Here is a 17,230-nt window from a genome sequence, read left to right as displayed (position 1 = left end):
CCGGCGAGATCCTCCACGACCTCCTACCACCACGCCGACAACGCACCAACCCCCGCGTCGTCAAACGAAAGATGTCCGGCTGGCAACTCAAACGGATACCCAAACCCGCCTAAGTAAACGGTATTGGGGCTAAATGGGTGTGGCCTCTTCGTGTGACCGGTTCCAACAGTAGCCTTGGGGCCTCAGGATCGTGACAAGCGGGCTCGGCTCTGGCCATAAGATCACTCTCACCCGTGCCTAAGCAGACAACCCTAGCTAACGACACTTGAGTAGGCTTTGAGGCGGGTACAACAGCTCAGGTGATGCCGATAGAGAACTAAACGACGTAGCACGCATATGAAGTCAAATGTCGAGATGTCTGCAGAAAATCCCTACATGCAGCCTGCTTTCGTAAATGGCAAAGTGAACTCTATTCTTGTACCGATCAAACTTTGTATGCCATTCAAAGGTAACATTCTCATCATTAACGGAGCGCACTCGGGTCGACATGGCCTTGCTATTGCGCCGGGTCTTATTGCTCTCCTTCGAACAATCAACTCCAGCGCGAGAGCCCATCTCGGCTGCGATCCTATTAGGATCGTTGGTCGACGTGTAGATTTCTAAAAAGTGATCATCCAGTGCTGAAAGATGAACAATAAGAGTATCGCGCATGGTGCTCTCATCGCCATCGAAGTCCTTGACGCCGTTCCATACCCTGTCGACGAATATCAATGTTGGGAATGCTCGCCTCGCTACCTGCTCTACACTGGTAATTGATGCCCTCAAGGCAGATGGTACTTGCCGCCAAAAAAGCTTAAAATGTTGATTGTTGGAAATAACAAAAATTCCCAAGCTAGCATCCTGGTGAGGCTCCCAAGCTTCGGTGGCATCCGAATAGGCCCGCAGAATTGTCGAAAGGACAGCGGAAGGGGTTCCCGAAAGCATTCTCGTAGCGCTTTCTTGAAAGGCGCGAGAAGTAGCTTGATCATGCCTTTGATCTTCAGACTTCTGACCGATAACGTCATCCGTTGCAGCCCAATTCTGGCATTTTTGGAGCATGCCCGAGAGCCGGTTTCGAACATCGCGGTCGATCCCGGGCAGGAAAAGTATGTCGCTCAGACTTCGATTATCGGTTGCCATTAGTTCCCAGATCGTCTCTAAGCAATGCACATCACTTCCCTCACTTCGCGCAGATAACAGCACATCTGCAAGCTGAGAAAATATGACGGAGATTGCGTCATCGGAAATCTCACCCAGGCAAAGGGACGTCTCGTCTAAGAAGTACTCGGCATGGCTAATCACACTCATTGGACGGCAGTCGTAATCACAAATAGATCCTTATCCATCTGGTCAAAGAATCCAGCAGGCCACTGACTTAGTCTGCCACGGCTGTCAACGTCGATACTCTCTACTGCATCCTCCCCGAAAAAATGTAGTTTTACGTCGGAGTGGCTGAGGCTAGCCGAAGTTGCGACATGTCGTCGAATCCCGTTGATTATATGGTCACTGTGGGTCTCTATCAGCACCTGTACGCCCGTGCTGGCCACGGCAGCTAAGAACCCTCCCATAGCGGACTGGCCAGCGGGGTGTAAATGAGCCTCTGGACTATCGACGATCAGAAGGCCCTTCGCTTGAGATATGAGACCGGCCACGACGATGGGCAGGCAATAGCTCACTCCGAAACCGGTGTTGGCTGGAAGGACCCATTCTGAGGAGAAATTCTGCTTGCGAATACGTAGCGTTACTAAGTTCGTTCGGGGAATCTGACTAGCCTCGACTTGTGTGGCACCCACCATGTCGCTCAACCAAGCCTCGACCTGCGAACGAAGGGTGTGCACATCGGGTTTGGACTCATGACGAAGCCCCTCGGCGATCTCTTGGCGGCCGGAGACTGCAAGAACATGCGCCGTAAAGCGTCCGTCCGGCCCTACGGATGGCTTTTCCGGATCCTGCGAGGAGCTGGGATGCGTGGTGCGAGGCCCAAGGCGTTCTGCGCCGAGATAGACGAAACTCGAATTCCCGAAAACCGCATCTGGATCCTCTGGTTGCTTTACTACTTCCAGGTAGGGCACGTCTCCGACCGGGCCTATGTCAAATATCCACTCAAACGCCTCTGTATTCGTCAATCTGACCGTCATCTGGCCGGAAACGCTATCGTGGTTCAGAAGATCAGCGGAATGCCCGAGGTCGAGTCCTGATGTCACATCCAAGGAAACTGTTGACTGGGCGTTTGTGGCGGCCTTGTGGGCCAATACAACGGATTGGATAATGGTACTTTTCCCGCTGCCGTTTAGTCCGCTTAGAACAGTTAGCGGAGCAAGATCTAGGCTAAGTTCATGGAATCGCTTAAAGTTCTGTAATTCAAGCTTTTTTAGCATTTATTGCCTCTTCCACGGTGTTTCGGGCTACGATGAATCGTGTTCTCACGCGACCTGGGTGAGAAGTGGATGTTGTAATGCTCTCAAGGTACGAGTAGTCAGTAGTCATCTTTTTTCGTGCACTGGACGCAATGTCCTTGGCAGCAGGTTGAATCTCAGACGGTGAATGATCAGCAAGAACCGCGCTCCAACTCTCCAGTAAAGGGCGGTTGATGGGGCTTAATCTGGAAGTCCCTAGCGGCCATTTTCTGAATGCATGATCTCCGAATATAATCCTGGCATTTATCATGGCACGTTCGAAATCCTCGAACAGCTGATCAAGCTTGTTGTCAGAAACGCGTGATGGATCGTCAAGTTGCTCGGTAGCCCAAGAAAGTAGCCTTTCGAGCGATCCGAACTTCTCATAGGCACTAAGGTCTACCAAGAGTCGAAAAGCACAAAAACGAAGTACAGCTTCACGATCCTGCATTCGAACATGATCATATAATGCGTCACTCGTTGTTTTTCTGAACTCGATGCTGTCGATGCATCGCTTGAGAAAGCTTCGACTTCTATCTTTGCTCATGCAATGGCGTATTTCCATGGAGTTCAAGGGGGCGCCACCGGTATTGATTCGGGCAAAGATATCGTATTTAACCTCAGTGGGCGTCGATGGGTCAATAACGTTAGCAACTATTTGAGCATTCAGGAGTCGACGCTGCAGGACTGCGGGAAGTTTATCAAAGCGGAGACCCTCCTGGCCGGAGAGGTACTCAAGGTCTCGGAGCAGGAAATTCAGACTTCGTGCGTATGAATGAATGGTGGTAAGACGTTGAAGGCCATCGACCACCCTTAGAAGACCATCAGTATCTTCGGAAAAGTAAAAGGCGGGCATTGGAATTTGCAAAAACAAGCTCTCAATTAGTCGGGACTTTTGTTTAGCCTTCCACACGAACTTTCTTTGAAAGTCTGGAGCGAGATCCAGATCTCCGCTGTCGATCATGTCAAGTATGTGCCGCAATGAGAATGTCTTCGTCGTGACGCGAATTTTTTCGGGATCCCAGGGTTTAGGTCCGTCTTCGTTTGAGAAGTCGATCTCGCCTTCGTCCTCTTTTTCGACGCCAAGACTGTGTCCCTCGAACCATTCTTCTTCAGGTCCATCTGGAGCGATTGTCATGCAAGCCAGTATGCAGCAGTTCAAATGTCAAGGCGAACTGATGGTCCGAACGTTGAACGGCAGATAGTGACTTTGCCAGCCACCGCTCAGCGGGCAGGCGTTATCGACGGTTTCGAGGCGGCAACCTGCACTTCCGGCACCTTCTCTATTTCTTCCCGGCTATGCTGATGCAGGTGGTGGCGTCGTGGATCGTCACTGCTCGCGGAAGGACAAACGAATGGCTCGAGCGACAGTTCAGGACGTCGCCAAAACGGCGGGCGTGTCCGTGGGGACGGTCTCGCGCGTCTTGAACGGGAGTTCGGCTGTCAGTGCGGCGGCCAAGGAGAAGGTCACCGCCGCAATAAAGGAGCTCAGCTACCGCCCTCTCGCCTCGGCGCGGGATCTTCGGCGTGACCGGACAATGCGCGTACTGGCCCTTGCCAAGAACCTCGACTCCCTCGTTATCAGCGAGGTCTTCCGAGGTGTCGGCGACGCTGCGGCGGACTCGGGCTACGTCAGCCTCATCGCGGCCACGGACGGAGACCTCGACCGCGAACAGCAACTCGTGGACATGTTGCGCAACGGTTCCGTAGATGGACTGGTCATCTTCTCGCCAACGATGCCGGACGAGGACGTCAACACAGCCGCCGAGCAACTGAGCGTCATCCAGGTCTGTGAAATCGTCGATGCCGAGGCCGCGTTCGGAGTGTCCATCGATGACCGCCAGGCAGCCTACGACATCACCAAACACCTGATCGACACGGGTGCCAAGAAGCTGGCCATGCTCGCCCACAGGGGTGCCCGCTCGGGCCGGCTCCGGGAAGAGGGCTTCCGCCAAGCGCTCACTGAGCCAGGCCTGGAACCGGACCAGATCCTGTTCGGCGAAGGCAACTTCGGCTTCCACGCCGGCCGTACGCTCGCCAAGACGCTTCTCAAAGCAAAAGACCTCCCGGACGCCGTTTTCTGCGGGACCGATGTCGTTGCCGCCGGCTGTGTTCGCGAGCTCACCGATGCTGGCCTGAGAGTTCCCCAAGACATCGCCGTAGCTGGTTTCGATGACTCGGCTCAGGCGGAAATGTGCGTCCCGGAGCTAACCACCGTGAGGCAACCCGCCTACGAGATGGGCCGTGTGGCCTTCGCTGAACTCCTTGAGCGGATGACAGTCGAGGGCTCGCATCGCAAGGGAAGAACCTTCCTCCCGCACGAACTCGTCATACGAGACTCCACGAAATAAAGAGGGTTGACAGTCCTCAGTGGTCCCTGTCACACTCTTTTGGAATCGATTCCACGGTCGCAAGGCCGTTTTTCCAGACAACATTTGGAATCGATTCCACGAACCAATAAGAACCGCCGGCAAGGAAGCCACCCTCAGCACGCGAGACAGTCAAAACGCGCACTGAACGCCACCCGCCCACAGCCACCAAAGGAGCCACTTGTGGACTTGAACCGACCTGCTTCCCCGCTCCAGAGCCAGAACAACGCCGCAACACCCCGAACGACGAGGGGCTTCGGAGCGGCGACCGCAATAGCAGCAGCCCTCCTCCTCAGCGCTTGCGGCGGGGGAGCAGCGCCCCAAGGTGCGGAACAAGCGGCAGCTGCCGACCCGGCGTCGGGCGCTAATGCCAGCGGTTCCGTGAACATCTGCGGCGTCAAGGACGCAAGCGGCATCTACAAGGGCACGGCTGAGGCGTTCACCAAGGCGAACGGCAAGGTCACGGCCAAGTACACGGAGATCGGCGCCACCACGGATGAAGCCCGCACGCAGATCGTGCAGCGGCTGGAAGGCAAGTCCACCGAGTGCGACATCTTCATCACGGACGTCATTTGGACCTCCGAGTTCGCCTCGCAGGGCTGGCTGCTGGATCAAACCAAGCTGGTGGAAGCCAACAAGGATCGACTCATTCCCTCCACAGTGGAAACCACCAAGTACCAGGACAAGTACTGGGGCTCGCCGTTCTTCACCAACGCCGGCTTGATCTATTACCAGAAGGACAAGGTGGCCAAGCCCGAGTCCTGGCAGCAGCTCTACGCGGAAGCCGCAAAAGCTCCCGGCAACGGCTTCGTCTACCAGGGCAAGCAGTACGAGGGCCTCACGGTGAACTTCCTCGAGATGCTCTACAGCGCAGGCGGCGAAGTCCTGGACGATCAGGGCAACGTCAAGATTGACTCCAAGGAAACCCGCGACGTCCTCAACTTCATGAGCGACGGACTCAAGAACGGCTCAGCCGACCGCGCCGTCCTCACCTACAACGAAGACCCGGCCCGCCTCGCCTACGAGTCCGGCGACTTCGGATACCAGCGCAACTGGCCCCACGTGTACCGCCTGCTCAACGCGACACCGCTGGCGTCCAGCTTCGGCGTCGCGCCGTTGCCGGCGTGGGAAGGCGGCAAGGCCTCCGGCGTGCTGGGCGGCTGGAACCTCGCGATCTCGGCCCACTCCACCAACCAGGCCGGGGCTGTCGCGTTCATCGACTTCGCCACCACCCCGGACTGGCAGAAGCACGTTGCCATGGACTACTCGCAGGCCCCAGTGAACGAGGCCGCTTACTCGGACCCGGCAGTGCTGCAGAAGATGCCGTTCGCCACCGAACTCCTCGCCTCCGTGAAGGGTGCCAAGCCGCGTCCGATCTCACCGGTCTACCCGCAGATCAGCCAGGCGATCTACAAGAACGTCTACGCCGTCCTCTCCGGCACCGCCTCCACCGAGGAAGCCGTCAAGAGCATGTCCGAGGAAATCACCGCCGCCAAGGCGAGCTTCTGATTATGGCCACCAAGACACTCCAACCGGGCCGGGCCGCACCGGCAAAAACAAGCGGCCGCGACCGTGCCGAACGGAAGCTCGCGTTCCGCATGACCGCGCCGTCGCTGGTCATCATGGCGCTGGTCGCGGCCGTCCCCATCGGCTACGCGATCTGGCTCTCGCTGAACCAGTACAGCGTCCGCACCGCCGGACTCTCACGCTTCGTCGGGCTGGACAACTACATCGCCGCGCTGACCAGCTCAGAATGGTGGGCCGCTTTCGGCCAGACCTTCCTCTTCGCAGGCCTCTCCGTCAGCCTGGAACTCATCCTCGGCACGGCTATGGCGCTGCTGCTCAACCTAGCGTTCAAGGGCCGTGCCGTCCTGCGCACCGTGGTGCTGCTGCCGTACGCGATCATCACCGTGGTCAGCGCCATCACCTGGCAAACCATGTTCCAGCCCAACATGGGCCTGGTCACCAACGTCCTCTCCACGCTGGGACTGCCGGGCGGCGACGTCGTCTGGCTCGGTGAGCACGGCTATGCGATGGCCGTGATCGTCATGGCCGACGTCTGGAAAACCACGCCCTTCGCGGCACTCATCATCCTCGCGGGTCTGCAGGTCATCTCGGCTGAAACCTACGAGGCCGCGGAACTGGACGGCGCCAGCAAATGGCAGACCTTCGTGAACATCACCCTGCCGCTCCTGCGCCCGGCGATCGTCCTCGCTGCGATCTTCCGCACCATGGACGCCCTCCGCGTCTTCGACCTGCCGTTCGTCCTCACCCGCGGCGCCAACGGCACCGAATCCATGTCCATGCTCGCCTACGGCCAACTGCGCGAAAACCGGCTGGTGGGCGAAGGCTCGGCGCTGTCCATCCTGACCTTCCTCACCGTCATGGTGGTCTCCGTCATCTACATCCGCTTCGGCGGCGGCAACATCCGCGACGTCGCGAAGGAGGAACAATGAGCACGCTGACAGCAGAACGCCCGACGCCGGAACTCGCCACCGCGCGCAAGGCGCCAAAGCGTCGCTTGCGTGGGGAATCGAAACTGCATTCCTTGGTATGGTTGTTCGTGGTTGCCGTCATGGCTTTCTCGCTCATCCCCTTCTACTGGCTGGTCAACACCTCGCTCAAGAAGGGTGCGAGCCTGTCCCAGGGCGAGCTCTTTCCGAGCCAGCCGACCCTCGAGAACTACTTGGTGGTCTTCCAGAACCCCGAATTCCTCCTGGCCCTGCGCAACTCGGTGATTATCGCCGTCGTGACCACAACAGTGGCGCTGGTGTTCGCATCCTTTGCCGCCTATGCGCTGGCTCGGCTGAAGATGCGCCGCAAGGCGATGATCCTGACGCTGATTCTCTCGGTGACCACGTTTCCGGCCATCGCCATCGCGGCCCCGATGTTCTCCATCTGGCGGGAAATCGGCTTGTACGACACCTTGCTGGGCCTCATCATCCCGAAGCTGACGTTCGCGTTGCCACTGGCGATCTACACGCTGACGTCGTTCTTCAAGGAGATCCCGCGTGAGCTTGAGGAATCCGCGTACATGGATGGCGCTACGCCGTTTGTCGCGTTCCGCAAGGTGATCCTGCCGCTGGCGGTTCCCGGCCTGGCGACGACGGCCATCTTGGTGTTCATCTCGGTCTGGAACGAATTCCTTTTGGCCGTCACGCTGACCACCTCGCCGGAAGCACGGCCCGTGCCGGTGGCGATTGCATTCTTCAGCGGAACCAGCGAGTTCGACCAACCCCTGGGCACCATCAGCGCCGCCTCGGTGATCATCACCGTCCCGCTCGTGATCCTCGTGCTGCTCTGCCAGAAGCGCATCGTGTCCGGCATGACGGCCGGCGCGGTCAAGGGCTAAGTCCGTCAGCAAACCAAGAAAACCACAGAAAGAACAGGAACAACGTGAGCATTCAGCAGCAGGCCCCATCCGCAACCCCCAAGGTAGGAGTTGTGGGCATCGGTTGGGCCGGCCAGCAGCACCTCAAGGCGTACAGCAACATTCCCGGCGTCGAAATTGTGGCCGTCGCGGGCATGGAACAGGAGCTCCTCGCCCAGCTGACGGAGGAGTACAGCATCCCTCATGCCTTCGCCCGCTGGGAGGACATGATCGAGCTCGAAGATCTCGACGCCGTCAGTGTCGCCGTGCCCACGTTCCTTCATGCGCCCATCGCGATTGCGTCGCTTGAGCGAGGCCTGCATGTGCTGAGCGAGAAGCCGATCGCGCGCAACGCCGTCGAAGGTCAACAGATGGTGGACGCCGCCCGCAAGGCTGGCCGCGTGCTGGACGTTGCGTTCAACCACCGCCGCCGCGGCGACATCCAGGCGCTCAAGGAAGTGATCGACGCCGGCACGCTGGGTCGCCCGTACTACGCCAAGGCATCGTGGCTCCGCCGCCAAGGGATTCCGATGTTGGGCAGCTGGTTCACCAACCCTGAGCTGGCCGGTGGTGGTCCGCTGGCTGATATTGGCGTCCACGTGTTGGACTACTCCCTTCACCTCCTCGGGGAGCCCAAGGTTCTGGCCGTATCGGCGTCCATACACTCCGAACTCGGCCCGCGCGGTCTCGGCGGCAACGCCCGCTATACAGCCTCGAACTCCAGCCATAAGTTTGAAGTGGAAGACTTCGCCTCTGCATTTATCCGGCTTGAAGGCGGCGGTACCTTGATCCTGGAAGCCGGATGGGCCGCGTACCGCGACGAGAAGGACCTGATGGACTTCACCGTTTACGGGACCGACGGCGGAGCAGACTTGCGCTCGGTGGGCGCCTCCGAGAATCCGGTAGCGGACGTGCACGTCTTCACGGAGAAGGACGGCCAGAATGCAGATTTCGAAGTGGTGGCCGAACCCGGGCGAGCCCACCAGGCCGTCGTCGACGATTTCATTGCCGCCGTCCGCGGTGGCGAAACTGTTTGGGGAAGCCATGACGGTTCGCTTGCCCTGAGCCGTGCCTTGATACTCGATGCTTGCTACAAATCCGCCCTCGAACAACGTGAAGTGGTGCTCTGAAATGTCTGAACAGAAATTGAAGGTTGTCGTCTGGAACGAGGCCGTGCACGAGGCCCGCAACGAGCCTGCAACTATCGGCGAGATGTACCCGGAAGGGATCCACGGCGCCATCGCTGCTGGTCTTCGTGGCTTCTACCCGGACTCCGAAATCTCGACTGCCACGTTGGCGGATCCCGAACACGGGCTCTCCGAGGAAGTCCTTGCACAGACTGACGTGCTGCTCTGGTGGGGGCATATTGCGCACGAGGAAGTCGCTGACGAAGTGGTCGAGCGCGTGCAGCGGCATGTGCTGGGCGGCATGGGTTTGGTGGTTCTCCACTCCGGGCACTTCGCCAAGATCTTCACCCGATTGCTGGGGACCACCTGCTCCTTGAAGTGGCGCAACGAGGGCGAACGTGAGCTCGTATGGACGGTCAAGCCTTCGCACCCGATTGCGGCTGGGATTGAAAGCCCGATCGTCATTCCCCAGCAGGAGATGTACGGCGAACTGTTCGACATTCCGGAACCCGATGACCTGATCTTCATCAGCTCGTTCACTGGGGGAGAGGTGTTCCGTTCAGGCGTGACGTTCTCCCGCGGCAAGGGCCGGATCTTCTACTTCAGCCCCGGCGACCAGGAATACCCGGTGTACCACCAGCCGCAGATCCAGAAGGTGATCGCCAACGGTGTCGGTTGGGTAGCTCAGCCGGGTGTGTTCCGTGAGGCACCCGAGGTCTCGAACCCAGCGCGGGGCTGGTTCGAGGCCTAAGAGGGTGATCGCTCTCCCTGTTCCCTCTGGCCGTCCCTTGGGCGTGACCGCCGTCGGCTAACTAGCAAAGAGAACTCAGTTTGAACGGGTTGATACCCTGCGCAGCCATGAGATCCCCTGCCGTGCGTTCTACTCGAGCGATCCGGGGCAGTTCTTTATGAGGACGACGTTCAAGTTGTCGTGGTCCCGTACGAAGAAGTGGGCCTTCCCAGCGATGCTCATGGCATTCCTCGTCATGGTCTTTGAAGGTCTTCCCTGGGCGAGCTATGGCCGATTCAGGAGTTCAAGATCGGGACCCAGGTCTTGGGCCAGCTCCTTCAGATCCTTCCCGCTGGGAGGCCTGTTTGTGGTTGTCAGTGGTTCCACTGCGGGCTTGCCTTTCAGAGATAGGCGCCTCTAAGATCGACCGTTGGCTTGCGAGCTGGGTCGCGAATCCAGTGCTCGCACGACAAGGGACGCAGAGAACATGCCGATACCCAGCGGGAGCATGAGCTTTGTCAGAAAAACTGCCAAGCCGAACACGACGAAGCTCCCAACCTGAGCATTAGGCCCCAATGCGGATGATGCGGCCGAAGCTACCGCAGGCATGATCCACTCACCAGCCAGCATGCCGAAGGACATAAAAGCGATGCCTAAAGTAAATAGGCGACGAGCTGAGAGCTTCGGAGGCCAACCTTTACCGCCCCCTTTCGCCTCTGAGTCGGCCAAGTCATCGTGCGAGTCCTCCGCGCTAGTCATAACTTCTTCCTCGTCCTCAATTAAAATCGATTTCTACAAACTTCGACTTTCCGGCCTGCAATGCTCTCGAGTCGAACAAACGAAGTTCATCCGACATGAAGCTTCGTGTCAAGTCAAATGCAACGGAATCGTGCATAGGGGCAGATGGGAGGATGGCCAGTCGCATCCTCCCATTTGCAACCTAAGAGGCAGCTTTATTGGAATTGCCCAAATCCACCAGTCCAGCTAATGGAACGAGCTCTGATCGCCGGATACGCTGAGACGTTGTCCCACGGGACGCCGACCACTGCGGAGCGACCGCAACCAATGTCATACCAGGCCCTCCAGAGCCCGAAGCTGCTTCCGTTGTAACCTTGGTAGTAGCCCACACCTTGAGCGCATGCCGTGGTATTACTGCTCCCGTCCATGAACCAGCTGTAGGTTTTTCCAGCAGACCCCATGAGGTATGTATTTCCTCGGATCTCACCAGTCCACCCGTTGCCTATGGGGACCCAAAAACTTGTAAGGCTTGTGCTTGCCCTTGGTGTAATGGTAGGGGTGGATTCCGTTGTGTCGCTTCAGAGCTTCGCCCTCTCGGTGATTTCGCTGAGAATACGGGTTTCTTCGGATTTTGCAACTTTTCCGGGCAGAACTTGCAGGTCCTTCGCTACCTCCGGGAGAACAATCAGCGAGTTTTTCGCATCATCCGGCAGTGGGTAAAAGGTTGCACCACCATCTTCCGCGGCGGAATCAGAGGTATTCTCGCTGATCACAAATATCCCGTTGTGCTTATCTCTCATTCCGGGGCCTTTTTCCTCAACCGCCGCGAAAGCGTTTGCGGGCCGCAGCACTGCCAAAGTAAGAATTCCAATTGCGAAAAAGCTTGAACTAACTCTTCGAGCCATAACCATGGTCTCATCCTCCCGATGATCTCACTTGATTGCCTCCCCAGCGAAAGACTGGTTGAAAAGTAACACGTAAGTTCCTGACTGGCGATACTTTATTTAGTTTTTTATTGCGATTATTTGCAGTTATCGTATTGAGAAAAGGCGCAGCAAATGATAACCGCGAGAGTCCTTTTGGAATTGACGGTGTAGGTGTGTTGGCAGAATTGATGACAAATGCGATCAGCATTGAGCGCGGATTGAATCCATAAACTGCGCTGGTTAGTTCAGGGTCGGTGTTTCATTTAACTAGCCAATGTAGAAGAAGAAACTCATACCATGCCTCCACAAGTCTCGGGTCAGTGACCTTCGGAACCTAACCCCAGATTTTGTGACTAGGTACTGAATGCGTGGAAACTAGGTGGTGATTGGTGCCCTCTAGGTGGTGATTATCAACAAAATGAGTGGTGGCTAGCATGGTCTAGGTATTCAGCGGCCTCAACGATCCTGAGCCCGCTTTCTCTCCGCGGAGCCGCCACCCAGCCCGACGCAAGCACATCGGTGCGCCACAGGCCCTTCAGCACGAGGTCTTGGGCGAGGTCGCCACCGGACGGGGTGGATGCCTGGATCCTCGGGGTGCTGAACAGCGGCCCTCTAGGTGGCGGAGGGCCCCCAATCGGGCGCTTAGCTTGGAGGCAAATGCCTCAACCCGCGCGAACACTTCGGCTTGGGCTTGCTGCGAGGCCCGCCAATCGTTCGGGATCTGCAAAGAGTGATCGGCTCCCGGCACCTCAACGAACGTTCCGGCAGTCTCGCCCCTACGTCCGCCATCCCACAGCTTGTCCAAGGATCCACCTATAAACAGGTCATCTTTCAATGATGTGCTGATCGAGCTCCTCACCAGCTCATCTGTAAGTAGGGGCGTCAACCATATACCTGGGGTGAGGGTCTCCTCGGCCCACGGAATGCACAACGTGCTGAAGGATTTAGCGACAATCAAGCGTTGAGCGGCGTCGGGCGAAGCGGCAAAAGCATGTTGAGCGGCATTCGCGGCAAATTCATGTGGATCGGCGCTTGGCGAATCGTCGGAAGTCCACCGGACGGCCTGAACATGCCATCCCTGAGATCCCAGCATTTCACCTATCCAGAAGAGGACCGGGCCTTCTACCGGGTAGCCGGAACCGGGAAGCAGAACAGCGACTTTGGTATTCTCCGGGTGTTCGGTGGAGGTTTTCGCCCACGTGAAGGATTCCATAAGGCATGCTACTGCGCGGGTGAGGGGATTTCGGCCAGCAGGAGTCATCTGATGAGCGGCAAACGAGGCACCACCTAGACACCCCTCATCCACCACCTAGGTACTACCAATTGACCCCTATTTTCGGCCCATTCACCACCTAGTTCCCCCCTTTCCACCCTGTGGGCCTCCAGCCCGCCCATAGTGTCCTTCTCAGAACGCGGCCCCGGATCATCCGCCGGGATTGCTGCAGAACTTGGACAACTATTGGGGTTGGGGAATTGAAGCTGAGTCAGCAACAGAGCATTGCCGCCGCTGTGGATCAGTGGATCACCGGCATATCCGGACGGATCCCGGGCCACGTCATTTTTGTCGAGAATCCCGAACACACGGGCTACGCGAAGACGCTCGCCGGTGAGGGCTCCACCATCCTGGTCTTGAACGGTGACAAGGCCGACGCCGGCATCGTCCCGGTATCAGGGTCTTTTGACGCTGCCGGGGAAGAGCTCCTGGTCGATGGCACGCTCAGCCTGGAGATCCAGGACTATGTGGCCATCCCTTTCGTGAACCTGGTGGGCGTGACGGTGGTCAGGATTACCACCGAGGAGGACTGGCAAGCCTTTTTCGACGACGCAGGAGAGGCGATTCGCTCGGGCCACTTTGTCCAACAGCTCACCGAAGTCAACGCAGTGTTGGCGGAACGTGGACTGTTGAGCGGGGCTGGCAAGGGCAACCTCCTGCTGGCGCGGCTCCACATTACCTGGGACGGCTCCGTCAGGACCGGGCCCTACGGAACCAAAATCGGCAAGGTAGGCGACTCACTGGTGGACCTGCGGGTCCGGGCTATTTCGCTTAAGCCAGAGGCCGCCGTCGCCTCTGTCTACTATCCCTGGGACATTCAAGATTCCCTCGCCGCCAAGCCCTGGATCCCGCGATACCTTGCCGCACTGGATGCTTGGAAGTTCATCCCCCGGGAAGACCGGGCGGACACACGTCTGCTCGGGTTCGGCCTGAGCCTTTACGGAGCCGCAGCCAACCACGGCCTTCCATCAGCAAGTGCGCCCTTCATTCTCAAGAGAGGAGCAGAGCACAGCTTGCTGGACACGCAGACGGGCCGGCTCTTCAAAATCGGGACGGACGCAGCAGCCATCATTGAAGCCGTCTCCAATCTGAAGGACATCAAGGCTGCCGCCAGGGTGGTGGCACCGGCGCTCAAGGTATCGGTCGCTTACGCCGAAGGAGCAGCGCGCGGAGTCCTGGAACGGTTCGACCAACTCGGCATCGACATCATGGGTGCGCGCTGATGACCGTTGTGCCTGTCCTTCCGACTCCAAGAACGCAGCTCCCGCTCTGGGTTCCACTCGTTACCCAGCACGACTTTGATGAGGACAGTTACACGGCCGTCAGCGCCGAAGGGGTCCACGTCACCTTCGCGGATGGCCGGCGACGAATCTGCGCAAAGAGTGGCCTTTGGAACACCAACCTGGGCTACGGAAACCAACACATGGCGGAGGCCATAGCCAAGGAGCTCCAGGAAGCTTCCTACCTTCCGCTTTTCCGCACGTCCCACCTCAAAGCAGTCGAGGCTTCGAAAGCTCTCCTGAGCCTGCCAGCACACAACTTCCAACGGGTGGTCTTTTCAACCTCCGGTGGGGCGGCCAATGACGCGGCGATGAAGCTCGCCCGTCATTACTGCGTCCTGAACCGGCAGCCCGAGCGGAAGCTCATTGTGGGTCTGAGCGGCAGCTATCACGGGCTGACGTATGGAAGCCAGGCCCTGAGCGGTGATGAACTCGGCCAAGCAGTGTACGGCGTGGACCGCCGCAATATCCGCCACGTCAGATTCGACGACGACGGCGCGGAACTGGCCCGGCTCATGCAACGGGAAGGCCACAGGATCGCTGCCTTCATCATGGAACCCGTTCTGGGCTCGGGGGCGGAACAGGTACCAAACCACTTCATCAATGAGGTCATCAAACACCGGAACCAGCACGGCTTCCTCCTGGTTGCCGACGAGGTGGCCACGGGTTTCGGCAGGGTAGGCGGCTGGTTCGCGTCGGATGAATGGTCCGAGCAGCCTGATGTCATCGTCACGTCCAAGGGCCTGACCAACGGCACCAGCGCATGCGCCGCACTGTTGATAGCCCAACGGGTGACCCAACTTTTTGACCAAAGCGAGGCCGTCTTCGTCCACGGTGAAACCCAAGCTGGAACCCCGGCGACGTGTGCCGCCATCCTCAGCACCATCCACGAAATGAAGCGCCTGGACCACAACACGCTGACCAAGCAGGTGGCATCAGGGCTCGACCACCTGATCGGGGAACTCCAAGGCATCCGCGGCGTAGGTAACTCATCCGGTTTTGGCTGCATGCGCGGACTCAAGCTGCATTCCAGGAACGGCATGCCCCTGGAATCAAACGGAGTCCTGGCTGTCGTCCGGAGCATCCATGAAGCCGGGGCCATCGTGCAGCCAGGACCCGGGCGGATCCAACTCTTGCCGGCGCTCACCTACACCGAGGAGAACTTCGAGGAACTGCAGACCGCAATGGAAACAGGCCTGGCATCGGCTGAACGTGACGGAGTTTTCGAATGATCGCCGACCACGGGTGGAGGACCCGTTGCATCATCGTCGACGACGGGACGCTACCCAAGTACGTCGGCGGCCTCACCCGTGGACGCACGGGCGTGGTGGTGGACAGCGCACTTACAGTACACCGCGACAAACTCCTCTCAGGTGACCTCAAAGGAGCAGCGGTCCTGGAACTGTCCGCCGAACCGGTAACGGTGCAAACCCTGCGGAACGTGGGCAGCTTCATTCGCGAAAACGGACTTCAGACCATCGTGGGGCTCGGCGGTGGCTCAATCCTGGACGCGGTGAAGCTCGCCGCGCTCTTCACGGCTGACCCAAGCCTGACGATATTTGCCGAACGTCACGCCAAGCGCTCCGGCCTGCTGGTCCTGCCCCCGATCACGAACCCCAAGGAACGTCCCAAGACAATTCTCATGCCGTCCACCGTAGGAACCGGCGCGGAAGTCAGCGGTGTAGCGTGCCTGGACACCGCCGTCGGACGCCGCCTGATTGCCGCGCGGCACCTGGCAGGTGAGGTTGCAATGCTCGACGCCGGACACCTCGCCACGCTGCCCGGGCACCTTGTTTTTGAAGGACTGCTTGAGGCTGTCCTGCGGGTGGCCGGGACCATGATCGGCAGCCGACAGAGCATCTTCGACGATGACGGCCATGCCCTCATTCAACGGATGGTCCGCCTGGGGCAGCTGCTGACCCTGCACGATGCCCCGGAGCTGCGGCTGACTGCGGCCCGCCTCAGCATGGAGACACACCTGGGTTGGGCGCTCATGGGCCGCAATCCCTACGGCGCCAGGCATTGGTACCTCGCGAATGAGCTTGCGTACGTGACCGGGGCTCGAAAAATGACCGCAACAGTGTCCGTGATCGGTCCCGTCTGGGAGGAAATCACGAATGGTGCAGCAGCTTGGGGCGATCGCCGGCGCCTCCAAGAGCTTTGGTCCGTGGTTACCAACGAGGTTCCTGGCCTTGATCCCAACCCGGCTCTTGGCATCAACGAACTGATGGCGCGGTGGGGCATTGCCGGACTCGAAACGATCACCGAGGAGACGCTGGTCCGAACCACGGACGCCGCCATCCGGAATTGGGGCGGAGCGCTTCCGATGCTTCGCGGCATCGACGCCGTGCAGATTCAGCACATACTCACGGCAGCGGCCAGCGCGCGCCCAGTTCAGCACAAACCAAGTCTTGTCAGGCCCAACGGGCGATCCAACAACGGCAAGGGAGAGGAGGTGAGCACATGAACAGCAGCACAACACTCCAGGCTTTGGACCTCAACATTCAGGAGCTGGAAGCCATGGACGTTCCGGACGACTGGGACGAGCGAATCAAGGGCATCACGGCAGGACTGGCCCTGGTGGGAATCGCCGTCAGCATCACCTGATCGCGCACATCCAGCCACAAATGCACCGAGGGGAGGTGAAAGCGCATGCAAAATCAGCTCAACATCTCCGTTCAGGAGATCGAGTCAATGGATACCCCGGACTTCAACAACTGGTTCATCGGTGTGTCCCAGGGAGTTGCCATCGGCCTGATCGCCGTCAGCATCACCTAGGCACTGAAATTGGGCCGGCATCCAGAGACATAAACCCGCATCCAGAGACACAAGAAAGGAGGAGCCAATGATCGCAACCTCGAACCTTCAGCTAACCATCGAAGAGCTGGAGAACCTCGACACCCCGGACGATACACCGTGGTACATCCGCGTTGGTGACGTCATCATCATCGCCGGCGTCGTCGTCGGCCTCGCCGCCACTTAAGCCAGTGCACGCGGGTGGTGCACGTTCCGCCGCCACCCGCGTGTAACCCCATCCAAACT

Annotated in this window: 16 protein-coding genes; 12 read left to right on the top strand and 4 right to left on the bottom strand. The window is 58.7% G+C overall.

The window, feature by feature from the left end:
* Window positions 1–342: 342 nt before the first annotated feature.
* From ACLRGI_RS07280 to ACLRGI_RS07270, 3 genes are read right to left on the bottom strand one after another with little or no spacing between them, the layout of a single operon-like run.
* Entirely contained in the window at window positions 343–1,287 is a 945-nt protein-coding gene (locus tag ACLRGI_RS07280) for a hypothetical protein (RefSeq protein WP_419200996.1), read from the bottom strand.
* Window positions 1,284–2,357, bottom strand: coding sequence for a DUF3696 domain-containing protein (locus ACLRGI_RS07275; protein WP_419200995.1), 1,074 nt, complete (start codon window positions 2,355–2,357; stop codon window positions 1,284–1,286). Before ACLRGI_RS07275 ends, ACLRGI_RS07280 begins: the two co-directional genes overlap by 4 nt.
* Window positions 2,341–3,513, bottom strand: coding sequence for a GmrSD restriction endonuclease domain-containing protein (locus tag ACLRGI_RS07270; protein WP_419200994.1), 1,173 nt, complete (start codon window positions 3,511–3,513; stop codon window positions 2,341–2,343). The genes ACLRGI_RS07275 and ACLRGI_RS07270 overlap by 17 nt, the downstream gene beginning before the upstream one ends.
* Before the next feature lie 217 nt (window positions 3,514–3,730).
* Here ACLRGI_RS07270 and ACLRGI_RS07265 point away from each other — a divergent pair, with 217 nt between their 5' ends.
* The 6 genes from ACLRGI_RS07265 (at window position 3,731) to ACLRGI_RS07240 (ending at window position 9,992) form a co-directional block, all read left to right on the top strand.
* Window positions 3,731–4,726 carry a LacI family DNA-binding transcriptional regulator gene (locus tag ACLRGI_RS07265; RefSeq protein ID WP_419200993.1) on the top strand — a complete coding sequence of 332 codons (996 nt, stop codon included), beginning with the start codon at window positions 3,731–3,733 and terminating at the stop codon, window positions 4,724–4,726.
* Window positions 4,727–4,927: 201 nt separating this feature from the next.
* A complete protein-coding gene (locus ACLRGI_RS07260) occupies window positions 4,928–6,253 on the top strand; it encodes an ABC transporter substrate-binding protein (RefSeq protein ID WP_419200992.1) in 1,326 nt (441 codons plus the stop codon).
* Between the two features lie 2 nt (window positions 6,254–6,255).
* Window positions 6,256–7,200 (top strand): carbohydrate ABC transporter permease, encoded by a 945-nt coding sequence (locus tag ACLRGI_RS07255; RefSeq protein WP_419200991.1) that lies wholly within the window; start codon window positions 6,256–6,258, stop codon window positions 7,198–7,200.
* Complete coding sequence (locus ACLRGI_RS07250; protein ID WP_419200990.1) at window positions 7,197–8,096, top strand: carbohydrate ABC transporter permease; 900 nt, start codon at window positions 7,197–7,199, stop codon at window positions 8,094–8,096. The genes ACLRGI_RS07255 and ACLRGI_RS07250 overlap by 4 nt, the downstream gene beginning before the upstream one ends.
* A 44-nt stretch (window positions 8,097–8,140) precedes the next feature.
* A complete protein-coding gene (locus ACLRGI_RS07245; protein ID WP_419200989.1) occupies window positions 8,141–9,244 on the top strand; it encodes a Gfo/Idh/MocA family protein in 1,104 nt (367 codons plus the stop codon).
* A gap of 1 nt (window position 9,245) precedes the next feature.
* Window positions 9,246–9,992 (top strand): ThuA domain-containing protein, encoded by a 747-nt coding sequence (locus ACLRGI_RS07240; protein WP_419200988.1) that lies wholly within the window; start codon window positions 9,246–9,248, stop codon window positions 9,990–9,992.
* Between the two features lie 1,295 nt (window positions 9,993–11,287).
* Here ACLRGI_RS07240 and ACLRGI_RS07235 read toward each other — a convergent pair.
* Entirely contained in the window at window positions 11,288–11,620 is a 333-nt protein-coding gene (locus ACLRGI_RS07235; RefSeq protein WP_419200987.1) for a hypothetical protein, read from the bottom strand.
* 1,488 nt (window positions 11,621–13,108) lie between these two features.
* Here ACLRGI_RS07235 and mpaB point away from each other — a divergent pair.
* From mpaB to ACLRGI_RS07205, 6 genes are all read left to right on the top strand, one after another.
* Window positions 13,109–14,131 carry a daptide biosynthesis RiPP recognition protein gene (gene mpaB, locus ACLRGI_RS07230; protein WP_419200985.1) on the top strand — a complete coding sequence of 341 codons (1,023 nt, stop codon included), beginning with the start codon at window positions 13,109–13,111 and terminating at the stop codon, window positions 14,129–14,131.
* Window positions 14,131–15,420: a daptide-type RiPP biosynthesis aminotransferase gene (gene mpaD, locus ACLRGI_RS07225; protein WP_419200984.1), complete on the top strand. Its 1,290-nt coding sequence runs from the start codon at window positions 14,131–14,133 to the stop codon at window positions 15,418–15,420. The genes mpaB and mpaD overlap by 1 nt, the downstream gene beginning before the upstream one ends.
* Window positions 15,417–16,655, top strand: coding sequence for a daptide-type RiPP biosynthesis dehydogenase (mpaC, locus tag ACLRGI_RS07220; RefSeq protein WP_419200982.1), 1,239 nt, complete (start codon window positions 15,417–15,419; stop codon window positions 16,653–16,655). The genes mpaD and mpaC overlap by 4 nt, the downstream gene beginning before the upstream one ends.
* A complete protein-coding gene (locus ACLRGI_RS07215) occupies window positions 16,652–16,795 on the top strand; it encodes a daptide-type RiPP (RefSeq protein WP_419200981.1) in 144 nt (47 codons plus the stop codon). The genes mpaC and ACLRGI_RS07215 overlap by 4 nt, the downstream gene beginning before the upstream one ends.
* A gap of 45 nt (window positions 16,796–16,840) precedes the next feature.
* Window positions 16,841–16,966, top strand: coding sequence for a daptide-type RiPP (locus ACLRGI_RS07210; protein WP_274595832.1), 126 nt, complete (start codon window positions 16,841–16,843; stop codon window positions 16,964–16,966).
* A 67-nt stretch (window positions 16,967–17,033) separates the two neighbouring features.
* Complete coding sequence (locus ACLRGI_RS07205; protein WP_159705956.1) at window positions 17,034–17,171, top strand: daptide-type RiPP; 138 nt, start codon at window positions 17,034–17,036, stop codon at window positions 17,169–17,171.
* The last annotated feature ends 59 nt before the right edge of the window (window positions 17,172–17,230 follow it).

Source organism: Paenarthrobacter sp. PPS72 (genome assembly GCF_048537125.1).
GTDB lineage: Bacteria > Actinomycetota > Actinomycetes > Actinomycetales > Micrococcaceae > Arthrobacter > Arthrobacter nitroguajacolicus_E.
Note: the sequence above shows the minus strand (reverse complement) of the source record. Positions and strands in the feature narration are given on the sequence as shown.